The organism is Desulfobacterales bacterium (assembly GCA_029211065.1).
Classification (GTDB): domain Bacteria; phylum Desulfobacterota; class Desulfobacteria; order Desulfobacterales; family JARGFK01; genus JARGFK01.
On sequence record JARGFK010000078.1, the window covers coordinates 1 to 23154 of the forward strand.

Annotated in this window: 14 protein-coding genes; 11 read left to right on the forward strand and 3 right to left on the reverse strand. The window is 53.8% G+C overall.

The window, feature by feature from the left end; genetic code table 11:
• Window positions 1–175: 175 nt before the first annotated feature.
• The 7 genes from P1P89_15810 (at window position 176) to P1P89_15840 (ending at window position 12852) form a co-directional block, all read left to right on the forward strand.
• Entirely contained in the window at window positions 176–2053 is a 1878-nt protein-coding gene (locus P1P89_15810; GenBank protein ID MDF1592982.1) for a GNAT family N-acetyltransferase, read from the forward strand.
• Between the two features lie 86 nt (window positions 2054–2139).
• The gene (locus tag P1P89_15815) at window positions 2140–4101 is read left to right on the forward strand and encodes an ASKHA domain-containing protein (GenBank protein MDF1592983.1); all 1962 of its coding nucleotides are present in this window, start codon (window positions 2140–2142) and stop codon (window positions 4099–4101) included.
• A gap of 366 nt (window positions 4102–4467) precedes the next feature.
• Window positions 4468–6057: an acetyl-CoA decarbonylase/synthase complex subunit delta gene (locus P1P89_15820; protein ID MDF1592984.1), complete on the forward strand. Its 1590-nt coding sequence runs from the start codon at window positions 4468–4470 to the stop codon at window positions 6055–6057.
• A 90-nt stretch (window positions 6058–6147) separates the two neighbouring features.
• Window positions 6148–8187 carry an anaerobic carbon-monoxide dehydrogenase catalytic subunit gene (gene cooS, locus P1P89_15825; GenBank protein MDF1592985.1) on the forward strand — a complete coding sequence of 680 codons (2040 nt, stop codon included), beginning with the start codon at window positions 6148–6150 and terminating at the stop codon, window positions 8185–8187.
• Between the two features lie 66 nt (window positions 8188–8253).
• Window positions 8254–10467, forward strand: coding sequence for an acetyl-CoA decarbonylase/synthase complex subunit alpha/beta (acsB, locus tag P1P89_15830; GenBank protein ID MDF1592986.1), 2214 nt, complete (start codon window positions 8254–8256; stop codon window positions 10465–10467).
• A gap of 145 nt (window positions 10468–10612) precedes the next feature.
• Window positions 10613–11953, forward strand: a complete 1341-nt coding sequence (gene acsC / locus P1P89_15835; protein MDF1592987.1) for an acetyl-CoA decarbonylase/synthase complex subunit gamma — start codon at window positions 10613–10615, stop codon at window positions 11951–11953.
• 17 nt (window positions 11954–11970) lie between these two features.
• A complete protein-coding gene (locus P1P89_15840) occupies window positions 11971–12852 on the forward strand; it encodes a dihydropteroate synthase (GenBank protein MDF1592988.1) in 882 nt (293 codons plus the stop codon).
• 339 nt (window positions 12853–13191) lie between these two features.
• Here the strand turns inward: P1P89_15840 and P1P89_15845 are convergent, their stop codons facing one another.
• From P1P89_15845 to P1P89_15855, 3 genes are all read right to left on the reverse strand, one after another.
• The gene (locus P1P89_15845) at window positions 13192–14559 is read right to left on the reverse strand and encodes an MmgE/PrpD family protein (protein MDF1592989.1); all 1368 of its coding nucleotides are present in this window, start codon (window positions 14557–14559) and stop codon (window positions 13192–13194) included.
• Window positions 14560–14712: 153 nt separating this feature from the next.
• The gene (locus tag P1P89_15850) at window positions 14713–15249 is read right to left on the reverse strand and encodes a hypothetical protein (GenBank protein ID MDF1592990.1); all 537 of its coding nucleotides are present in this window, start codon (window positions 15247–15249) and stop codon (window positions 14713–14715) included.
• Between the two features lie 265 nt (window positions 15250–15514).
• Window positions 15515–15778: a hypothetical protein gene (locus P1P89_15855; GenBank protein MDF1592991.1), complete on the reverse strand. Its 264-nt coding sequence runs from the start codon at window positions 15776–15778 to the stop codon at window positions 15515–15517.
• A 435-nt stretch (window positions 15779–16213) separates the two neighbouring features.
• Here P1P89_15855 and P1P89_15860 point away from each other — a divergent pair, with 435 nt between their 5' ends.
• The 4 genes from P1P89_15860 to P1P89_15875 form a co-directional block, all read left to right on the forward strand.
• Window positions 16214–16831, forward strand: a complete 618-nt coding sequence (locus tag P1P89_15860; GenBank protein ID MDF1592992.1) for a DUF3786 domain-containing protein — start codon at window positions 16214–16216, stop codon at window positions 16829–16831.
• Window positions 16832–17206: 375 nt separating this feature from the next.
• Entirely contained in the window at window positions 17207–21388 is a 4182-nt protein-coding gene (locus P1P89_15865; GenBank protein MDF1592993.1) for a PEP/pyruvate-binding domain-containing protein, read from the forward strand.
• Window positions 21389–21408: 20 nt separating this feature from the next.
• On the forward strand, window positions 21409–22671 hold the full coding sequence (locus P1P89_15870) for a glyceraldehyde 3-phosphate dehydrogenase NAD-binding domain-containing protein (GenBank protein ID MDF1592994.1): 1263 nt from the start codon (window positions 21409–21411) through the stop codon (window positions 22669–22671).
• Between the two features lie 201 nt (window positions 22672–22872).
• A partial coding sequence (locus P1P89_15875; protein ID MDF1592995.1) for a hypothetical protein occupies window positions 22873–23154 on the forward strand: 282 nt, incomplete at its 3' end.

Here is a 23154-nt window from a genome sequence, read left to right on the forward strand (position 1 = left end):
CGTGTCCGTCTACCCGACCCTTTTGTTCTTTCGTTTCCGTTATCAAATCCCGCTGAATCCCTCACCGAGAATTCCTGCTTTTTTGATGTTCTTCTTGATATTCAAATGCACTTGGGTTAACTTAAAAATTTTAAAACTCTGCATCAAAACTTCCGGTTTTTTTTAGGGGATAAGAATGGCGGTTACAACCTACTGGGCGGATAATTATGTGCAAAAAAAGTGCAGCATCCAGGATGCCATTCGCCAGATTAAGCCGGGGCAAAGAGTCTTTATCGGTTCTTCTTGCGGGGTTCCCCAGTCTCTGGTAAGGGAATTTGCCGAAGCATCCGCGCATTTGACCGATGTTGAGGTTGTCCGCCTGCTGGTTCTGGAGAGCACCCCCCTTACCCTGATCGCCAACAAAACCAAAAATCACAGTCTCAATATCCGATCTTTCTATCTGGGGTCCGCCAAAACAAAGGGGCTGGCCCGAAATATGCGGTTTATCACCCCCATCAACCTGTCGGCGGTGCCGCGGCTGTTTAAAACCCGGCAGCTTCCCATCCATGTGGCGCTGATCCAGGTGTCCCCGCCCGATGATTTCGGGTGGATGAGCTTGGGCGTTTCGGTGGACATCACCCTGTCGGCGGCCCTGTCGGCCGACCTGGTGATCGCCCAGGTCAATTCCCGCATGCCCCGGGTCTTGGGCCGGAGCTTTATCCATGTCAACGATGTGGATGTCATTGTGGAGCATGAGGAGGACATTCTGACCCTCGGCGTGGCGCCGGAGTCGGAATCCGCCAACCTGATTGCCAGTCACATTCCCCGGCTCATCGACGACGGCGCCACCATGCAGATCAGCCTGGGCACAACCCCACAGGCGACCCTGCTGGCGCTTTCGGACAAGAATGATCTCGGTATCCATACCCAATATTTGACCGATGATGTCATGCATCTTTTTTCGCGGGGCGTGATCACCAACCGTAAAAAGGGATTCAACGAGGGAAAACTGGTGGCCAGCAGCGCCATCGGCAGCCAGAGCCTTTATGAATTCATGAACGACAATCCCGGCATCGAATTTCATCCGTCGGATTATGTCAATGACCCGAATATCATCTCCCGCCACAATAAAATGGTGTCCCTGAACGTCGCCATGGAAATCGATCTCACCGGCCAGGTGGCGGCCGATGCCCTGCCGTTTAATTATTTTTCCGGCGTTACCGGCATGCTCGATTTCATCCGGGGATCGGCCCAGTCCGAAGGCGGCAAGTCGATCCTGATGATCACCTCCACCTCCATGAAGGGCAAGCGCAGCCGGATAGTGCCGCTGCTGCGGGATACGGCCGTGGTCATTCCCCGGGGGGATGTTCAGTATGTGGTCTCGGAATACGGCGCCGTGAACTTGTTCGGCAAGAGCCTGCAGGAGCGGGCGCTTGCCATGATCAGTATTGCAGACCCGTCATTTCGCGACGAACTGTTTTATGAAGCCAAGAAAATGGGGCTGCTCAGCGCCGAGCGGACCTTGAAGGAATCCATTCACGGCGTTTATCCGGTAAAACTGGAAGAGGTCCTCCAAATCAACCCGGTACCGGTGACCATCCGCCCGGCCAAGCCCGATGATGAAAGACGCATTCAGGAGCACTTTTATAACCTAACCAATGATGACGTTATTGCCAGGTTTTTTCACGAACGCACCAGTTTTCTGCAGGAAGAGGCCCAGGAGATTTCCCAGATCGACTATGTCCAGAATCTGACCCTAGTGGCGGTAATAGGTGAGATCGGTTTTGAGCAGGTGGTTGCCATCGGCGAATACCTGCTAGAGCCGGCCAAAAACATGGCGGAGATCGCTTTTTCGGTGACCCGGGAATTTCAGGGAAAAGGCCTTGGCAGGGTTTTAATCAAAAAGCTGTCGGAGGCGGCCCGGGAGAATGGCATTGCCGGGCTGTTCGCCTATACTTTTCCCCAAAACCGGGCGATGATCGAACTGTTTAAAACGCTGCCTTATAGCATTCATACGGCATTTGAAGGGGACACCCTGGCGTTGAGCTGTCGGTTTGAAGAGCTGAATTTCTGAGTCTGGCATGAAAATGGATGAGAAGCCTTTTTAGCGAACTGTACCAATGGATTTAGAAAAATTTAAAATAAGGAAAATTTAGGCATATGCATAAGATACTGTTTCTTCCCCACAAAAGGGAAATTAAGGTTGCGGACGGCGCCAGTCTGATCCGGGCGGCCATGGATGCCGGTGTTCATGTGAATGCATCCTGCGGCGGAGAAGGCGTCTGCGGAAAATGCCGCGTGATCATCGAAGAAGGCGAAATGTCCGGCGGCATTACGGAAAAGCTCAACCGGGAAGACATTGAAAAAGGCTACCGCCAGGCCTGCCTGGCGTTGGTTAAAAGTGATCTGGTGGTTCGGGTTCCGATAGAATCGTCGATGGATGCCGAGGTGCTCAACGCGCACCGCACCCCCCGGCAGACCGCCCGGATCAAAGAGATCAATCTGGATGATTTAAAGGAAAAAGGGCTTTTTGTCCCCCCGGTTGAAAAAAAATATCTGGAACTGCCGGCCCCGACCGCCCAGGACAACCTGCCCGATGTGACCCGGCTGGTCAGTTATTTGAAGCTGATGCATGATGAACACCGCCTGGAAGTTGATATTTCCGTGATTCGCAAAATACCCCGTGTCCTGCGCCAGAATGAGTTTAAGGTCACGGCCACGCTGGCGCGGCCGGTGCAAGAAGGTAGCAAGACCCGGATTATCAATATACAGCCGGGCGATACCACCGATCGAAACTGCGCCATCGCCATGGATATCGGCACTACCACCATTTACGGGCAGCTGCTTGATCTCAAGACAGGCAAGGCTTTGAGTGAGTATGGCGACTTTAACGGGCAAATCAGTTATGGCGAGGATGTTATCAGCCGGATCGTCTATTCCGAGAAACCGGGCGGCCTGGAAAAACTCAACGAGGTGGTCCTGGCCACCATCAACAAGGTCCTCGATAAAATTATCAAAAAGAGCGGGGTCGATCCGGATGAAATTTCAACCATCACCCTGGCCGGCAACACCACCATGACCCAGCTGATGCTCAAAATCGATCCCCGCAGCATCCGCCGGGCGCCCTATGTGCCGGCGGCGACGCTGTATCCGCCGATTAAAGCGGCCGATCTGGGCATGGCTCTGGGCGACCATGTGACCGCGCTGGTATACCCGGCGGTTTCCAGCTATGTGGGCGGCGACATTGTTGCCGGCGTCATGGGCTCGGGCGTGTACCGCACCGACGAGCTGACGCTGTATATGGATATCGGCACCAATGCCGAGATTGTGATCGGCAACAAGGAATGGCTGGCCTGTGCGGCCTGTTCGGCCGGACCGGCTTTTGAGGGCGGCGGCATCAAGCTGGGCATGCGCGCCAGCAAAGGCGCCATCGAGGATTTTTCCATTGACCCCCTGACGCTCGAACCCATGAATATTACCATCGGCAATGTCCGGCCCAAGGGGATCTGCGGGTCCGGTCTGATTACGGCTGTGGCGACCATGTTTGAAATGGGCATCATCGACAGTCTGGGAAAATTTAACCGGGATTTAGATACACGGCGGATTCGTAAAAGCGACGGCATCTACGAATACGTCCTGGCCTGGAAAGACGAAACCCAGATTGACCGGGATGTCGTCCTGACCGAGCCGGATATCGACAACCTCATTCGCGCTAAAGGGGCGATGTACAGCGGGTTTATGACACTGCTGGAGGAGGTGGGCCTGACCCTGACCGATTTGGACCGGGTCATTCTGGCCGGGGGATTCGGCAGCTACGTGGATCTGGAAAAGGCCATGATTATCGGACTGCTGCCGGAAATGGACCCGAGCAAGGTCACCTATATCGGCAACGGGTCCCTGCTGGGCGCCCGCATGAGCTCCCTGACCAATCGCATCCGCAAGGACGTGGTGGAGGTGACCCGCAAGATGACCAATTTTGAGCTGTCCGAGACGACCTCCTACATGGACAACTATGTGGCGGCCCTGTTTCTGCCCCACACCGATACGGGAAAGTTTCCGAAATTAAAAGCCCGTCAGGAGGCGCGCAAGGCAAAGCTGAATCAGGAAAAAAGCGGAACATAAAACCACGTGATTAGCCGTTGACAAATCGTTTGTCACCATATATTAAAATCCCTTGGTCTTTTACTAGGCGGAATGGGTAAAATCCGCCCCAAGAAAGTTATAATCATCTGAATTTATTGAATGATAACAGTTTGCTGGCCGACAGGTCCAAGAAGACCTTAGCGGCCGGCGCATGGTCTTATTTACTTAAATTTTATTTTACAGGCTTTATATCTACCGACGTAGATACATTTTTAATAAAATATCTATATAGAAAGGGGGTCTGAAATTAAATTCGGCCGGGGAGGGCAGGGATGCCTTTCCGGGAAACACTGAAGGTTAAATTGATACTACCTCGATAACCACATTACTTTAAAGGAGGTAACCTTGGGCTTTGAAACTTATAAAGAATCTTATACCGGCGGGATAAGGGAGATTTCCCTGGGTAAAGGGAAAAAAGCCGTCACCGTTGGCGGAGAAACATGCTTTCCGTTCTATACGTTTGAAGGGAAAATGCCCAACAAGCCGAAAATCGCCATGGAGGTCTGGGATATGGAACCGGATGAATGGCCCGCGTCGGCAACGGCGCCGTTTAAGGATGTCATTTCCGATCCGGCCGCCTGGGCAAAAAAATGTGTCAAAGAGTATGGCGCCGACATGATCGTGCTCCAGCTCAAAAGCACCGATCCGAACAGTAAAAATACAAGCGCAAAAGAAGCGTCCGCCACTGTAAAGAAAGTCCTGAAAGCCATCGACGTGCCGCTGATTATATGGGGTATCGCCAATGTCCAGAAAGATGAAGAAGTGTTGAAACAGCTTTCTGAAGACTGCCAGGGGGCCAACCTGATCATGGGGCCGGTGGAGGACAAGAACCATAAGGGTATTGGCGCCAGCGCCATGGGTTACGGGCATACCGTGATTTCATCATCACCCATTGACGTGAACCTTGCCAAGCAGGTCAATATTCTGCTGGAAAATCTGGGGATGCCCATGGACCGCATGATTATCGATCCCACAACCGGCGGTTTGGGCTACGGCATGGAATACTCCTATTCCGTCATGGAGCGGATCAGAATGGCGGCGTTGTCCCAGGGGGACGACAAACTGCAGCTGCCGCTCATTAACAACCTCGGCAACGAGGTTTGGAAGTGTAAAGAGGCCAAACAGAACGCCAAGGAAGCGCCCACCCTGGGCGATCCGGAAAAACGCGGCATTTTGATGGAGGCGGTGGGGGCGGTCGGTTATCTGATGGCCGGTTCCAATATTCTGATGATGCGGCACCCCGAGTCCGTTCGCATGGTCAAATCTTTTATCGATCTGATGGACGCCGGCGGAACGGCGACCCAAGTGGAAGGGATTGCCAAGAGACTGGATGATGTCGATATCGATCTGGCGGCTGTTTCACCCGATCCGGACCTGACCATCGCAGACGATCAGGCGAAAAAAGCCGCGCCGGCCAAGAAGGCCGAAGCAAAGCCGGAAAAGGCTCCTGAAAAAGCCAAACCGGCGGCGCCTAAAACTGAGACAAAGGCCGCGCCCAAAGCGGAGCCCAAAAAAGAAGAAACTGCAGCACCGGCAGCCAAAGCGGCGCCGAAGGTAGATGCCAAGGCAAAGGCCGAAGATGAAGCCAAAGCCAAGGCGGCGGCGGAAGAAAAGGCAAAAGCCGACGCTGAAGCAAAGGCCCAGGCGGAAGCGGAAGCCAAGGCCAAAGCTGCGGCAGACGCCAAAGCAAAAGCCGAGGCCGAAGAAAAGACCAAGATCGAGGCCCAAGCAAAGGCCCAGGCAGCCGAAGTTGCCAAGCGCGAAGCCGAGGAAGAAGCGATTCGGGAAAAGCGAAGGAATGAACGCGATAAACGGATTGACAAGAAAAAAACGGCGCCGGCAAAAACCGCTGCCATGAGTGCGGCTGAGGAGCAGAAATCCTCGCTTGATAAAATGATGGACAGACTCCAGCGAATTCATCGAAGAGTCGCTTAATCGACAGGAAAAAACCAAGCGCGTTTAGACACCGGGAAGATCTCTCGCATGTTTAATCGCTTGAACAACAAATATGAGGAGGAACCTCTAATGGCAGAAGAAAAAAAAGCAGCGGAAGTTAAATCGGAAAAGGCCTCAAAAAAGGCCGATCCCGTCAAGGCTTCCATCGATATCGCAACCCAGCAGATGATCCTGCGCGCCCAGGAACTGGGCGTTGAAACCGTATTTGACAGGGCCGAGAGCATGAAGCCCTGTAACATAGGCATCCAGGGCACCTGTTGTAAAAACTGCGCCATGGGGCCTTGCCGTCTCCCGCTTCCCAAATCGGGGATCGAAGGGGGCGACGATCGCAAAGGACTGTGCGGCGCCACCGCCAATACCGTTGCGGCCCGGAACTTTGCCCGGATGGTGGCAGCCGGAACGGCAGCCCATTCGGACCACGGCCGCAGTGTGGCCGAAGTTTTCATGTCGGTGGCAACCAAAGAAACCGACGATTATAAAATAAAGGATCCCCAGAAACTGCTGTCGATTGCGCCTCATTTTGACGTGGCAACGACAATGGAAGTCGACGGTAAAGAGGTGGATCGTAAGATTGACGAAATCGCCCTTGAAGTTGCTGAAAAAGCATTGGCGGAGTGGGGCAAGCCGGAAGGCGAACTGCGCTACCTGAAACGGGCGCCCCAGCCACTTTACGAAAGATGGAAAAAGCTGGGTGTACTCCCACGCAATATCGACAGGGAAGTGGTCGATATCATGCATCGCACCCACATGGGCGTCGATCAAGACTATAAAAATATTGTGAAGCAATGCACCCGAACATCATTGGCCGATGGATGGGGTGGTGCGATGATGGCAACCGATCTGCAGGATGTCATGTTCGGCACACCCTATCCCCTGCAGTCCGAAGCCAACCTCGGCATCATGAAGCAGGATCATGTCAATATCATCATCCACGGCCATGAGCCGATTCTTTCCGAGATGATCGTGGCCGCGGCCCAGTCCAAAGAGATGGTGGACTATGCCAAGACAAAAGGCGCCAAAGGCATACAGCTGGGCGGCATCTGCTGCACCGGCAATGAAATCCTGCAGCGCCACGGCGTACCGCCGGCCGGCACCTTCCTGCAGCAGGAGCTGGCCATCGTTACCGGCGCCTGTGAAGCCATGGTGGTGGACGTCCAGTGTGTATTCCAGAACCTGGCCAATGTGGCCAAGTGCTTCCATACCAAGCTGATTACTACCCATCCCATGGCAAAGATGGAGCAGGAAAATGTGATCCACATCGAATTCGATGAGCATCATGCCATGGAAGATGCCAAGCGCATCGTCAAAATGGCCGTCGACAACCTCCAGAACCGCAAAGCGGAAGTAATGATTCCGCGCCAGAAAGCCACCCAGATTGCCGGGTTCGGCGTTGAATCGATTGAATATCACCTGGGCGGCATGTTCCGGGGCAGTTACTATACCCTCAACGACAACATCATCAACGGCCGCATCCGGGGCATCGCCGGGGTGGTGGGGTGCAACAACGCCCGGACGACCCACAATAATACGCACATCACGCTGATAAAGGAACTGATTAAAAATGACGTGATTGTCCTGACTACCGGTTGCGCCGGCATCGCCTGCGGCATGCACGGCCTCTTGACGCCGGAAACGGCGCCGGTCTACTGCGGGCCCGGGTTGGCAGAAGTGTGTGAAACCGTCGGGATTCCGCCGGTCCTTCATATGGGCTCGTGTGTGGATAACACCCGCATTTTACTGGCAGCCACCGAAGTCGTCAAAGCCGGCGGACTCGGCAAAGACATCTGCGATCTACCGGCGGCCGGCAGCGCTCCGGAATGGATGAGTGAAAAGGCGATCGCAATTGGTCAATATTTTGTGTCTTCGGGGGTCTATACCGTTTTTGGCGTTCATATGCCCATTACCGGCGCGCCTGAGTTTCAGGATTACCTGTTCAAGGATCTTGAAAAAATCTACGGCGGCATGTGGGACTGCGAGGCAGACCCCATCAAACATGCCCATAAGATGATTGCCCATATCGACAAGAAGCGAAAAGCGCTGGGCATTGACAAGGCCCGTGAGCGCGTCCTGATGGATATGGCCGATCGCCAGAAGCTGGAAGCCATGTAATTGGAACAGGTGATGATTCTATTAACAATCTGAGGTTCGATAATATCCTCAACGAAGGAGGAACGTATGTCTAAATTAGTCGCGTTTGCAGCCATTCAAGGTGGCTATAATATCGTATCAAAGGTTCAAGGCGAATACAAAAAAGCGCTGGCGACCTATAATGCGGATACCAAGGTCGGATTTCCCAACACGGCCTATTTTCTGCCGGTTATCTACTCACTGCTCGGCATCAAGGTTGAAACCCTTGAGGACATGAAAAAACCGCTCGATTTTGCCCGGGGGCTCTTGCCCCCCCATGTAAAGAATGTCAACCATCTGCCCTATCTCGGGCCCCTGCTGGACGCCGGCATGGCGACCCTGTTTGCCTTTGAAATTCGCGAGGCCCTGCGGTATCTGAATGAACCGGATTTCTACCTGCATTCGGAAGACCCGGATATCGAGGCCGGTAAAATCTGGCTGGGGGCCGCCGACGACACCGTTTTCAGAAAAAGAGGCGTTGAATTCGTGGACGGTTCGGCCCCCGGGTTTGCGGCCATTGTCGGCGCAGCCCCGGATCCGGAAATCGCCAAAATGATTGTGGAGGATTACCAGAAGCGCAGCCTTTATATTTTCCTGGCGGCCGGCCACAATGACACCAGCGTGGCCCAGCAGCTGATCGAGGCCGGTGTTCAGATCGGCTGGAATACCCGCATCGTACCGTTCGGGCCGTATATTTCTTCGGCCATCTTTGCCCTCGGGTTCGCCAACCGGGCGGCCATGGCCTTCGGCGGGGTTCAGCCGGGCGACTACAAAAAGATGCTCATGTACAACAAGAACCGGATTTTTGCATTCGTCAACGCCCTGGGCGAAGTCGGCACCGAATGGGGTGCGGCTGCGGCCGGATGCGTCAACTGGGGTTTTCCGACCCTGGCGGACACCGATATTCCTGAAATTCTGCCCACCGGCATCTGCACCTATGAACACGTGGTGGCCAATGTTCCCCATGAGGAAATCGTGCAGCGGTCGGTTGAAGTCAGAGGGCTCAAGGTCACGGTTTCCACCATCGACATCCCCTGCGCCTTTGGCCCGGCCTATGAGGGCGAGCGCGTGCGGGGGGCCGACCTGTTATGCCAGATGGGCGGCGGAAAGACCCCCTGCACCGAGCTGGTCAAGATGGCTGATATGAACGAGATTGAAGACGGCAAGGTCGAGGTCATCGGCGACGATCTCGACAAGGTAAAGGCCGGCGACAACATACCCCTGGGCATCTATGTACAGATCGCCGGACGTGAGTTCCAGGCGGATTTCGAGCCGATCCTGGAGCGCCAGATCCATCACCTGATCAACTACATCCAGGGCGTCATGCATATCGGCCAGCGGGATATCGCCTGGATCCGCGTCAGCAAGGGCGCCGTTGAGAAGGGCTTTAGGCTCAAGGATATCGGCACGGTCCTGCATGCCAAATTCCACCAGGATTTCCAGAAGATCGTGGACAAGGTCCAGGTGACCCTCTATACCAAAAAGGCCGATGTCGAGAAACTGACGAAACGGGCCCGCGAAGAATATAAGATGCGGGATGAGCGGGTGGAAAAGATGACGGACGAGGCCGTAGAGACCTATTATTCCTGTACGCTGTGCCAGTCCTTTGCACCCAGTCATGTCTGTACGGTCAGCCCGGAGCGAACCGGCCTTTGCGGCGCCTATAACTGGATGGACTGCAAGGCTTCCTTTGAGATCAACCCCACCGGACCGAACCAGCCCATTCAGAAGGGGGAATGCCTGGACCCGGTTCTGGGACAGTGGAAAGGCGTCAACGAGTTTGTCTATAAGGCCTCCCGGGGCGCCGTCACCCATTACAACTTTTACTCCATGGTAAAAGACCCCATGACCACCTGCGGCTGCTGCGAGTGCATCGCGGCCATGCTGCCGGGCTGTAACGGCGTGATGACGGTCAACCGGGAATATATGGGCGAAACCCCCTGCGGTATGAAATTCACCACCCTGGCCGGCGTAATGGGCGGCGGGGCGTCTTCGCCCGGCTTTGTCGGCCATTCCAAGTTCAATATCACCCAGGGCAAGTTCATCGTCGGCGACGGCGGACTCCTGCGGATGGTCTGGATGCCCAAGATGCTCAAGGAAGAGATTAAGGAAAGAATTGAGAAGCGCGGCGCGGACATGGGGGTTCCCAATTTGTATGAGATGATTGCCGATGAAACGGTCGGGACCACCGAGGAAGAGATTATGGCTTACCTCAAGGAAAAAGGGCATCCGGCCCTTTCAATGGACCCGATCATTTCCTGATATTGTCAGGTCTGCTGCGGGGGAACGGATAAAGATCCCGTTCCCCCGCAGCCACGGCGACAATCCATGTCCAGCAAACGCTGAAACATGATATCCAATTAACGTAACTACCTGCGTTAACTCTCTAAATCAGAAGGAGACAACAATGGCTTTAACCGGAATCCAAATATTTAAACTCCTGCCGAAAACCAACTGCAAGGAATGCGGTGTGCCCACCTGCCTGGCGTTTGCCATGAACCTGGCATCCGGCAAGGCCGAACTGGACAGCTGCCCGTACGTATCCGACGAGGCGCGCGAACAGCTGGCGGAAGCGTCGGCCCCGCCGATTCGTCCGGTCGCCGTGGGAAAAGGTGTCAGAGCCTTTACCACCGGCGGCGAAACCGTGCTCTACCGGCATGAGAAAACCTTTTATAACAAAACCGCCATCGGCGCCATGATCGCATCCGATCTGCCGACAGAGGAACTCAAATCCAAATTGAAAATTTGGAACGCGTTTCAATTTGAACGCGTGGGGCTCAACCTGCGGCCTGAACTGGTGGCATTAAAGGATGTCGGCGGGGACAAAGCGGCTTTTGCCGAAAAGGCGAAATTGATTGCGGAAACCTCCGAGTTCAACTTGGTATTGATGTCGGACAACATGGATGTCCTGAAGGCCGGCATCGAAGCGGCTAAATTCAAGCGACCGCTGCTGTACGCCGCCACCGCGGACAACATGGATGCCTGCGGCGCCCTGGCCAAAGAAAACGATCTGCCCATTGTCGCCAGGGCCGATTCGGTGGAAGGGCTGATCGCGCTGACCACCAAACTGACCGAGATGGGTCTTAAAGATATCGTGCTGGATCCGGGCTCCCGGGAGGTCAAGCAGGCCTTTGAGGACCAGGTAAGCATCCGGCGGGCGGCGCTGAAAAAAGGCAACCGCGCCCTGGGCTTTCCCACCATTACGTTTCCCTGTGAGATGGCCGCAAACAGCGATATGGAAACCGTGATTGCCGCCATGTTCATCGCCAAATACGGCGGCACCGTCATTCTTTCCGATTTCAGCGGCGAGAGTCTCTTTCCGCTTTTGCTGGAACGGCTCAACATTTTTACAGACCCCCAGCGCCCCATGACCGTGACCGAGGGCATCTACGAAATCGGCAACCCCAATGAGAATTCACCTGTACTGGTCACCACCAATTTTGCCCTGACCTATTTCATCGTTTCCGGTGAAATTGAAGGGAGCCGGGTTCCTTCCTGGCTTCTCATCAAGGATTCCGAAGGTCTGTCGGTCATGACGGCCTGGGCGGCCGGAAAATTTTCCGGCGATGATGTGGGCGCGTTTGTCAAAAAATCCGGGATCGCGGACAAGGTCAATCACAAGGAACTGATCATACCCGGTTATGCCGCTGCGATTGCCGGTGATGTTGAGGAGGAGCTGTCGGGCTGGAAGATCACGGTGGGCCCGCGGGAAGCAGCGCATCTTCCGGCATTTCTCAAGGCCAGATAACCAAAAAGGGAGGAGATATGTTACTCATTGGTGAAAGTTTAAACGTAATTTCAAAGACGATCGGAAAGGCTTACAAGGAGCGCGACCCCAAACCGATCCAGGCGGAGGCGCTTTTCCAGCGGGAAAAGGGCATGGATTATATCGACATCAACCTGGGTCCGGCCAAGAAAGACGGCCATGAACTGATGCCGTGGGTGGTTCAGACCGTTCAGGAAGTGGTGGATGATGTCCCCCTGGCGCTGGATACGTCCAATATCGAGGCCATCGCAGCGGCCCTGAAAGTCTGTAAGCTGCCGCCGCTGATTAATTCCATCATGTGCCGGCCGGAGCGCTATGAAAAGATGATTCCACTGGCGGCTGAGAGCGGCGCTGATTTTATCGCGCTGATGTGGGGGCCGGAAGGCCTTCCCCGGGACGAAAATGAACGGGCCGCCCTGAGCGTGGAATTAATCTATACGGCCAATGAAGCCGGAATCCCCAATGAGAAAATCTGGGTGGATGGGATCGTTACGCCGGTGAACATTCAGCAGCCCCAGCTCATCAGCCTGATGGAATTTCAGGCCATGCTCCAGGACATTGCGCCGGGGGCCAAAAGCACCTGCGGATTGTCCAACATCTCCAACGGACCGCCGGATCACCTGCGCCCCATTCTCAACCAGACCTACATGGTCATGCTGGAAAGAAAGGGAATGTACTCGGTCATCGCCGATCCGCGCGATGACGGCCTGATCGCCATTGCCAAGGGAAAGCGTCCGGACGTCGTGGAGCTGATTCATTCGGTCATGGACGGCAATGCACCCGATATGGGCGGCCTGACCAAGGAAATGCAGGATTATGTAAAAACGGTCAATGTTATCTTGGGCAATTCCCTGTATTCCGATTCCTGGCTGGAAATTTAAAGAATTACCCTGTTGTTAAAAAAAGCCCCGCTCTTTCGAGTGGGGCTTTTTTTATGCCGATACGACTTCGGCGACACGAAACGCCTGAAATTAATCGTCTGTCACGATGTGTTCAATGGCAGATACGATTTCTTCAATATCATCAGGAAAAACTTCGGAAAACCATAACTTCTGAGGATAAAGCATCACATTGGACCCCTTGGCGCAAAGCCCCATACATCCTGAAGTGGAAATCCTGACCTTTCCTTGAATTGCGGTATAAGCGGTTGTAGAAAAAAACGTTGGGATAACGGAACGTTTTTTTGACAACCGCTATAGAAGATGGCATCGCAGGCAATGTTAGTGACTATCACGCGCCAGGAAGGGCCGCAGCTCGCGCACATTCTCCATTTCTTCCGCACTGTTCACCAGCCGGATGACGCCCTCTGTCTGTTCGGCGCCGAGGACCGGCTCCATCAGGCGCCGCGCCTTTGTGTTCACGCTTTTCGTATCCATGGGATTTTCCTTGGTGCCGGGGGCGTGGCGAGTAAAATGGCTGACGCTGCGGCCGTCCCGGAGCGTCACCTCCACCAGGCCGCTTCGCGGCGCAGCGGGGTCCATTAGCTTTGGGTCGGCGATCAGCTCAACGCGCGCCTTTGCGGCGCGCACTTTCGGATCCGCCATGCGTTCATAGGAATGGCTGTCCTCGAACGAAAGGGTGCCGCTGACCAGGGCGACCGCAATGATGTGCTGACAGTTGACATCCGGCATGGACCGGTCATTGACGATGCGGGCGCCGTCCTCAGGCAGTTTCACGACGATGCGCTCCACATTGTCTACACTCAGTCCGTGCTCGCGATGGAGTCTGAGGAAGGCGTCCAGCGGCGCCTGGATCGGATAGCCCACTGAAAAAGGCTTTATGGCGGTTTCGGTTACGTAATAGCGGCTTCCCAGTTCCGCAACCATTTCCGCCGGTTTCGGGTCGGCGGACAGCGCCATGAACGCATTGTGTTCGCCATCCAGCACGTCCCAGACGCCGCTGAATCCCATCTGCGACATGATTGCGGCCGTCACGCCGTTGCGGGCGCCCATGCCGGAGAAGTCAAAAGCCTTTTCAACATGCTCGGCATCCCGGACCCAACTCCATATGCCCGATACCTGCTGGGCGGCGTATGAAAGCGCGTGGCGCATCCCCTTTTCATCCAGCCGGGCCAGTGCGGCAGCCGCCCCCACGCTGCCCATGGTGGAGCTGGTGCCTTCGGCGCTGCGGTGCGTCTTGCGCACCAGGTCCGCGCCGAGCGCCAGCAGAAAGCGGCAGCAGAGGTCGTAGCCCAGCGCCACCGCGTTTAGCAGTTCCGTACCCGATCTGCCCTCGCGCTCGGCCATGGCAAGGGCCGCAGGTACGACGGAGCAGCCGGGATGGGCTTTTGCGGCCGGGTGAAAGTCATCGGTCTCGTCGGCGTGGGCAAACATCGCATTGGCCAGCGCAGCGTTTACGGCGGAAGTCCGGATATCGGTGGTGACGACGGTCGCTTCCGCGACCCCGCCCTGGGCGCGTGCGTACCGGATCGCCATCTCTCCGGGTTTGAGATGGGCGCCCGACACCATGGCGGCCAGGGTGTCCAGGACGCGGTGTTTGGTTTCCTGTGCCACGTGCGGCGCGAGACTTCGGTCCCGCGCTTCTACCATGTACCGCGCCAATCGCCCGGTAATATCAGTTGCAGACATTTAAATCCTCCTTTTGCTTTTGCTCTGGTGAATAAGTATCGTTAGCGCAATCTTACCGGAAATGGGTGCCGTTTGATGCATCCATAGTTGAGAATCTCACGCTTTTTAATCCGGCAGTGGCAGGTACTGGCCTCGTGCGACGAGATAGTGCGCCTACAAGATCCGGGCTGCGACCGAGCGCCACGGAGCCCAGGCACCAGCCAGGTGCTGCTGCTCATTTCTCGTGGGGAGTGCATTTAAATGCTTGACGTCACGGAGCGCTGCTGCCAGCGCCAAGTCCCCCTGAGGCCAGACATCAGGACGTCGTAGGGCCATGAGATAATAGATGTCTACGCTCCAAGGTCCGAGCCCTGGAACACCCAATAATGCCTGCCTTCCCATATCATCCGGGCCGTGGGCAATTGAAGTAAGGTCGAGGCTTCCGTCGAGAATGCGTGCAGCCAGACCATGACAATAGCCGGCTTTCTGCCGGGTCTGCCCGAAATTCCTCAACCCGCTCACTTGGATTGCATAGAGCGCTTCCGGCGTCATAGCGCCCAGCTGAGAGGTGAGCCGCCGATACATCGTGCGCGCGGCCAGCGAAACCTGCTGTTCGAGGATGATTTGAATGAGAGCAGGGAACCCTGGTTTTCGTCCCCACATCGGCGGCACGCCCAGTCGGCTGAGGACAGCGCCCAGGTCGGGATCCACTTCCGCTAAATGCCGTGCCCCGCTGCTTAGAGAGGCCCGCGTCAGCCGCCGAGGCATACTACAGGGTTTGGCTTGGGCCACAGGATGTCCCATTAAATATAACCATAAATTTGAAAAAATATTGCTGGAAATAATCCGGAAGGCCTGCAATCCAAAAGAGAAGCCAAGCTATGGTTACAATAATCAACAACCGTAAGTGTTTTCGAAGCTTCATTGAGTTTTGTCCGAATCATATTGGTCGGGCGTTATCCATCAGCCTGGCGATTCAGCGCGTCGGTTGAACGGGCTTGGGCCGTTCCCTCACGAATTCAACTCCGTCGATGTTTCGCACTACAACCGGCGAGTCAAAACAATATTCTTCCGGGCAATTCTTTCTCTTAAACACAATGGCGCTCATTGGCAATGTGTCATTGATGTAAATGCCGCTGCGCGCATTCGGGTCCAATAGTCTCTCTCCGCCGCCATGTACGTACTCGTGCAGGCCGTCATCCTTTTTCAATTGGCCGGCGTTTAAATTTTCGTTATGCATAAAAATCAATTCCGAAGTATTCAGACACCCTCGTATACCCTGGGGCAGGCGCTTCTCGCATTGGAACAAACCCAGTCGGATCGCGTTGAGACAACGTACAGGAAACGACTATCAGTGCTGCCAAGAAAATCCACAATTTTAATTTGTGCATGTATCCTCCGGCCAAACCGCGCCTGAGCAGCGGGTATGCTTTTATGCCCGTCTGCGTCCAAATATATAAAGACAGGGGAATTGGACGTTTATTTGCAGGGATTTTAGCGAACAGGCACCGGGGTGTCAAGGGTGAAGAAAGGTAGCGATAGGCTGAAGGCTGAAGTTAAAGGGCAGTTAAGGGTTTCGTTTTTTTAACCGGAACCGTTATTGTCATGACCTTTTTTTTGGTATATACGTCGATATCATCTTTTATAAATAATAATAAAGCACGGGGGATTATCCATGGCGCGGATCGACGATTATATTGCCGCAAAAAAAATAGCGGTTCAGAAAATTTCAGCCGAATCATTTGAGGCGATCGCCCGGCGCACGGAGTTCAGCGTGCCGGAGCAGCATGTTTTCAGGGTTCCCTTTCTGGACCGTGTTTATACCGTTCATTTTCCTGAGTTTGATTTCAGCGATGAACAGGATGGGAAAAAGGATGTGCCGATTCAGGAACAGATTCTGATCCTGCATTATATGCTGGCCCAGGATGTGCCGGCGCTGACCGGAAACTGGGTGGCCTATCGCGACATCCCGGGTGCGGCGTTTTATTTCAGCGCGTTTGTCAAAAGGGCCGTGGACCCGCTCAAAAAAACATTCGGCAGCAATGCCGCCGGATTGGTGCGGGCCTCCGTGCAACTGAGCGGAAAAGCGGTTGAGCCCGGCGACGCTGCTTTTGAGTTCAGCCTGTTCCCGCGTGTTCGGCTGCGGCTGATTCTGTGGGAAGGCGACCCGGAATTTCCACCCGAGGCCAACATCCTTTTCGATGAAACCATCGGGAAAATATTTTTACCCGAAGATATCGCCTGGCTGGCGGGAATGTTGGTGTACCGCCTGATTGCGCTCTCTCATCGGTAAAGGTCTCTTTTCCCTTAACAGCGAACGCATTCTCTTTCCTGCTGGTACGGGGCGCCCCTACTCTCAATCTCCTTGAAAACCCGGAGAACCTCTGGTACATTGCTATATAATAATCTCACAATTGAATGGACGCTTATTGATAAATCTCCCCTTGCCCCCCCCTTTTCAAAAGAGGGGAATTATTCCTCCACATTCGGCAAGCCCATCGGTCATGAGTCTTTCTGTCGAATGACTCAGGGCCGAATGGCTCATGTCGAGCAGTTTTGCCACGGGGGGGCAGGAGGACTTTTAACCCTATGTCGTCATTGTTATAAGGCGGTTGATAACATTCTATTATTGAGATTATTAAAACCAGTATAGCTCCGGGAGAATTTGATGGTCGAGTCCAAGGCGCTTGAAGTCAATCTGGCCAGCTATCAGGTCGATGTGGCCATCGACCCCAAATACGCGGCACTGCAGGAAATCATGTCGGGTTACTACGGTCTGGCCGAGGGGTTGACGGTTTTCCTGAAGGAGCTTTCCCATCCCTATCGAAACTGGCTGTTTATCGTCAAGGAGGCCAGAGGCTATTCCCTGGACTATTTTCATCTTTTCATCCATCATCCCAGGGGGCCCCAGGCGGCGGCGCTCATTGTCGATATTTTTGCCAATAGCATCAGAGAGGCGGGGGAACCGGAGGTCAAAACCGATGCGGCCGACAATCTGCTTCTTTTTCTGCAAAAAGTCATAAAAGAAAGCGGCGCCGAGATCGGCCGGTTTATGCCGGTTCTCAACAGCGCTTTTAACCAGATCCGGCAATTTAAAAAAGGCAATTTCTTTTTATTTCTCAAAAGCTTTTATCAAATCAAACGCCTGGCGGAATTGCTCATCCGCCTGCCTGATGACGGCAACGCGCTTGATTTAGAACCCGTCAATTCGCTTCTTTTTAAATACCTTAAGGAAACATACGCATACTGGCTGAAAGAAGAAGACCCCTTAAGCTGGTTCAGCAAAGAGGTCGGCCTGCCGGCCGAAGAGAAAATACCGGAAGGTATTTTCAGGGGCATCACCCATGGGGATATCAATGAATTAAATGGTAGACTGGATGCCATTGCCAAAGAGAAAAAGTCCGATGCACCGTTCGTTTTAAAACGGCTGATTGAACTGCCGAGTTATCAACAGATCGTGGCGCAGTACCGCGGCATTCCGCAAAAACTCTTTGCGGCCGGGTCTGAACATGATCAGGGCAACATGTGGAAACTGGTATTTATTTTCCATACAATGAATATTGCGGGCCTTTCCATCATTCACGAAGAAGCCCTGCGGGACATCAACCGGACCCTGACCTGGCTCATCGGCCATGAAGACGCGAAAACCGTTCAGCAGCTGGTTCAGAAAACCTTCTCCATCCTGCAAACCCGCACCCATCGCTTTCCGGAAACGGCGCTGAACTGCGTCTTAAATATGGGCAAGGCCGTTTATAAAACCGATGAAATCGACCTGGTGAACGCCTTTATCGACTCCATGATCGATCTGGGATTCCAGGCGCCCATGATCGGCGGCGTCGGCAACGACTGGCAAATCAAGGTCAACAGCGCCCATATCCTGAACATCAGAACGTGGCTGGAGCTGACCGAACTGAATCCCAAATGGTCGCCCCGGCTGCTTTCAGCGCTGATCATTCATCTTTCTTTGTGCGGTGTGTTTATAAAGGACACCGATCTTTTTCCGCGCGATATCACCCACCTGCTGAACAGCGATATCGGGCCGGTTTATAACCTGGTCAAGCAAATGGCCCGGCTTTTTCCGACCTTTTTCAACGATATCGGCGCTGAAGGCGAGCTTCGGGATATTTCCACAAACATTGATGAAATATCAAACCGCAAGGATGTTCTGATTCACTTTTTGCGAAAACAGAGTCATGTTGAAAGCAGCAACCGGATTATCCTTTTCATGGATGCCGTCTTGAACTTCTGGAAAACAAAAGACAAAAGCGGTTTAAAACCATTTATCCCCCCCAGCCTCTACGATCAGGTTAAAACCCGCGGCCCTTTCATTGACGGCGTCCACAGGGTGCTGAAAAGCCTGACGGAAAAAGGCGTCGCCATCCCCGGGGATTTTCTGACGGACAAGTCCCGGAATATCGACGATCTGCTGAAAGGGTTTACGGATGGCAGCGGAAAGGATTTGGAAAGGGTTAACCTGGCCATTTCTTTCTACAGGCTGCTGCAACAGAAATACAGCCTTGACGCCGGCGGGATGGAGCACTATATGGCCCAGCTAAGGGCTGAAGCCTTCCCGGATTTAATTCGGTTAAAAGAGGCTCTGGCTGAAAAAGACCTCAAAAAGAAAATTTCAGGCCTGCTGGAATATCTGGAGATTCTGAAAAAAACCATCCTGTCTGTCGAGACTTTCGAAATCCGGGAAGATATTTATAAAAAGCGGCATTTTACCGTTGATATCCCGTCCATGTACGGCAGCTATCATGAAATAAAATTTGATGCCCTGGGACTGACCTTCCGGATTGAAGCCCTTATCAATGTTCTTTTTGAAGAGCTGGTGGACAGCATCGATCTTGGTTTGATCACCAAAGCGACTTTTTTTCAGGTTTATGAGCGCTTGAAACTGTTCAATAAAGCGTTGAAGCTCGACGGCATATCGTCGGATGAAATTGAGCGGCAGCTCGACTTTCTGGTCCACTCCCTGGAGGTCAGGGGGTTCACCTTTACCCAGTATCTGGATATTTTCAAAGGGTTCGCCCAGGCGGTAAAAAATATCATCAACGATTATTTCAATAACATCCATGAACGCAATCTGGACCGGATCCTTACCCGCCTGCCGGTGGAGCAGATACTTCCAAAATATCTGCCCCGGGATCACGAAGCAGATCCTGAAAAAGTGAAGCACCGGGTTTCGGAGATTTTCTTCCGGGAGCGGATCGCCCTGTCACTGGGACTTCAGCAGATGGACCTGTTTTTGAGCCGCATCCTCAACACCCTCTTTCTGCAAGCCGAAAAAGTACCAAAGGACAAGCTGCAAACCCTCCTGCTCTATGATCACCGCAGCGCGCTTTCGTCTATCGACCAAACCGAAAACAGGGTTTCCGGCATCATCCATCTGGGCAACAAAGGCCTGAACATGGTCAAGCTGAAGCAATACGGCCTGCCGGTTCCCCCCGGCTTTATTATCACCACCGAGGTGTTTCGTTCACGCGATGTCATCAAAGCGTACCAGTCGGCGGAACGGAATTTAAGAGAGCAGATCGCCCAGCAGATCGCCGCGCTGGATAAAAAAACCCATAAAACTTTCGGCGATCCCAAAAACCCGCTGCTGTTCTCAGTCCGGAGCGGCTCGTCCATTTCCCAACCGGGGATGATGGATACGTTTCTGGATGTGGGCATCAATGAGGAAATCGCCGCCGGCATTGCCGCCCAAAGCAACAATGAATGGTTTGCCTGGGATAATTATCGGCGCTTTCTCCAGTGCTACGGCATGGCCTTTGATCTTGAGCGAGATGATTTTGACGCGATCATCGACGATTTCAAACAGCGCTTCGGGGTCCCGTTTAAGCGCAGCTTTACCGGCGCGCAGATGAAACAGGTGGCGCTGGCCTACAAGGCGCTGATTCAGGATACCGGAATTGTGATTGAGGAATCTCCCTACGAGCAGCTTTACGTCATTATCGGAAAGGTTCTGGATTCCTGGGACTCGTCCAAAGCCAAAGCCTACCGCAAGATCATGGGGATTTCGGACGATTGGGGCACGGCGGTGACCATTCAGACCATGGTTTACGGCAATATTTCCAAACAGTCCGGGACCGGCGTTATTTTTACCCATAATCCCAGGTGGCCCGGCGACAGTTTGAGGCTGTGGGGCGATTTTACCCTTGAAAACCAGGGAGAAGACGTGGTTTCCGGACTGGTGAAAACGTTGCCCGTATCCGTCATGCAGCAGGAGATCGAAAATAGAGACACCGACATCACCCTGGAAACGCACTTTCCGGAGATTTACAACAAGCTGGAAGAATGGGCCAATGATCTGATTTATGAAAAAGGATGGAGCCCCCAGGAGATGGAGTTTACGTTTGAATCGCCGGCAGCCGACCATCTGTACCTGCTCCAGACGCGGGATATGGCCATCCGGGAACGGAAGGATTATGTTACGTTTGATTTGGACGGGGCGGCCGAGCAAAAGTTTTTAGGCCACGGCATCGGCGTCAGCGGCGGCGCCATGAGCGGGCGGATCGTGTTCAGTCTGGATGAGATCGACAAGTGGAGAGGGCTGGAGCCCGCAACGGCCCTGATACTGTTGCGGAGCGATACGGTTCCGGACGACATCCGCGAGATTTTTGCAGCCGACGGACTTTTAACGGCCCGGGGCGGCTTGACGTCCCATGCCGCGGTGGTTGCGCACCGGCTGGGAAAAACGTGCGTGGTGGGCTGCGGCAACCTGATCTGTCATGAAAAAGAGCAGCTCTGCGTTTTCGGCGCCCAAAAAATGAAAACAGGAGATTTCATCAGCATCGATGGGCAGCAGGGGACTGTCTATCAGGGGTTGCTGAAGATGAAGGCGGAATAACAGACTAAGAAAGGAGGAACATGGAAGAGCGGTCCGCACATGAAAGCGAATTAACGCTGGGGATCAACGGTTTCGGCAGGATCGGCAAAATGTCTGTCTGGCACCATGTGGGGCGTAAATATTTTGGGGAACTGGTGGTAAATATCGGGCGAAGTGCGGGCACCTCCCTCGCGGATATGGCCCATTATGTGGAAAGAGATTCAACTTATGGCCGGTTGGGGGCGTATCTCCATGGCTGCCGGGCAAAGCCGGTTATCAGCGATCTTGACGAGAAAACTGGCAGCATGCGTATCGACGGCGTCCGGGTCCGCTTTTTACGGTCTGCCAGAAACCCGGCCGATATTGCCTGGAAGGACGTTGGCGTCAAACTGGTGGTGGATACCACCGGCCAGTTTCTGGACCCGACCCTGCCGCCGGATGAGCCGAAAGGGTCTTTGCGCGGGCATCTGGATGCCGGCGCCGAGAAGGTAATCGCGTCGGCGCCGTTTAAGATCAAAGATAAGGGCGCGGCCATGCCGGAAGATGCGGTGACCACGGTGATGGGGATTAATGCCAACGATTATGACCCCCGCCGTCATAAGACCGTTTCAAACGCGTCCTGCACCACGACCTGCCTGGCCCACATGATCAAACCGCTGATCAATTATTTTGGACCCAAGAAAATACTTTCGGCGTCCATGGCCACGGTTCATGCCGTCACCGGCTCCCAGGAAGTGCTGGACCGTCTGCCGAAAGCGGGTGCAAAGGATCTGAGGAAGAACAGAAGCGTTATGAACAATATCATCCTGACAACCACGGGGGCTGCCCAGGCCCTGGGGCTGGTTATCCCGGAAATGAAGCAGATCGCATTTATTGCCGAATCCGTTCGTATTCCCACAACCACCGGCTCGCTGATCATACTGGTGATGAACCTCCAGGAGGAATTGTCCGGGGACCCGATCCGCCGGGAAACCATCAATTCCGTTTATCGAAAGGCGGCTGAAAGCGACCCCAACGGCTACCTGCATTATTCCGACAATCAGAATGTGTCCTGTGATGTCATCGGGCTGCCGAGAGCGGCTGCCATCGTCGAGGGGCACGAGACCCACACCCGAACGGCCGAAGTAACCATCGACCTCGAAAAGGCGCTGGGAATCGATGCCGACCTGATTTCTTCATTGCGCGAGAAAATTGTGCGGGTGCCCCTGACCCAGGCGGTCATATACGGCTGGTACGACAACGAGATGGGAAGTTACGTCAATATGCTCGGCGACCGGACGGTTTCGATGGCGGAGTATCTGTAATGATTACAGGAAACGAAAGGCCCAGACTAAGGGACCACTCATTTATTAAATAACATTAAATAGGGCTAACTAAATCAATTTAAAAATATCAACTTAAGCATGAAAGCGCCTGTAAATAAAAGTCATACAATAATCAGAAATCTTGTCATAGTGAGAATATTGGCCTTGACAATTGCAACCATAAAGGCTAATAGTCTCATTATGAATACACCCAAATATCATCTGCAGGCCCTCATACAATTCTTTGATCGACACAAAGTCGCCACTCTCGACGAGCTTAGGCAAGCTCTGGGCAACCCGGCTCGCTGCACCGTATTTCGAAAGCTCTTTGATTTGCAGTACCTGAGCAGCTATTCGCACCGGGGTAAATACTACACTTTACAATCCATTGCCCGGTTCTCGGAACAAGGGCTATGGAGTTTCCGCTCGGTGTGGTTTTCCCGTTTTGGTAATCTGCTGCAAACATGCCAAGCCTTCGTGCAT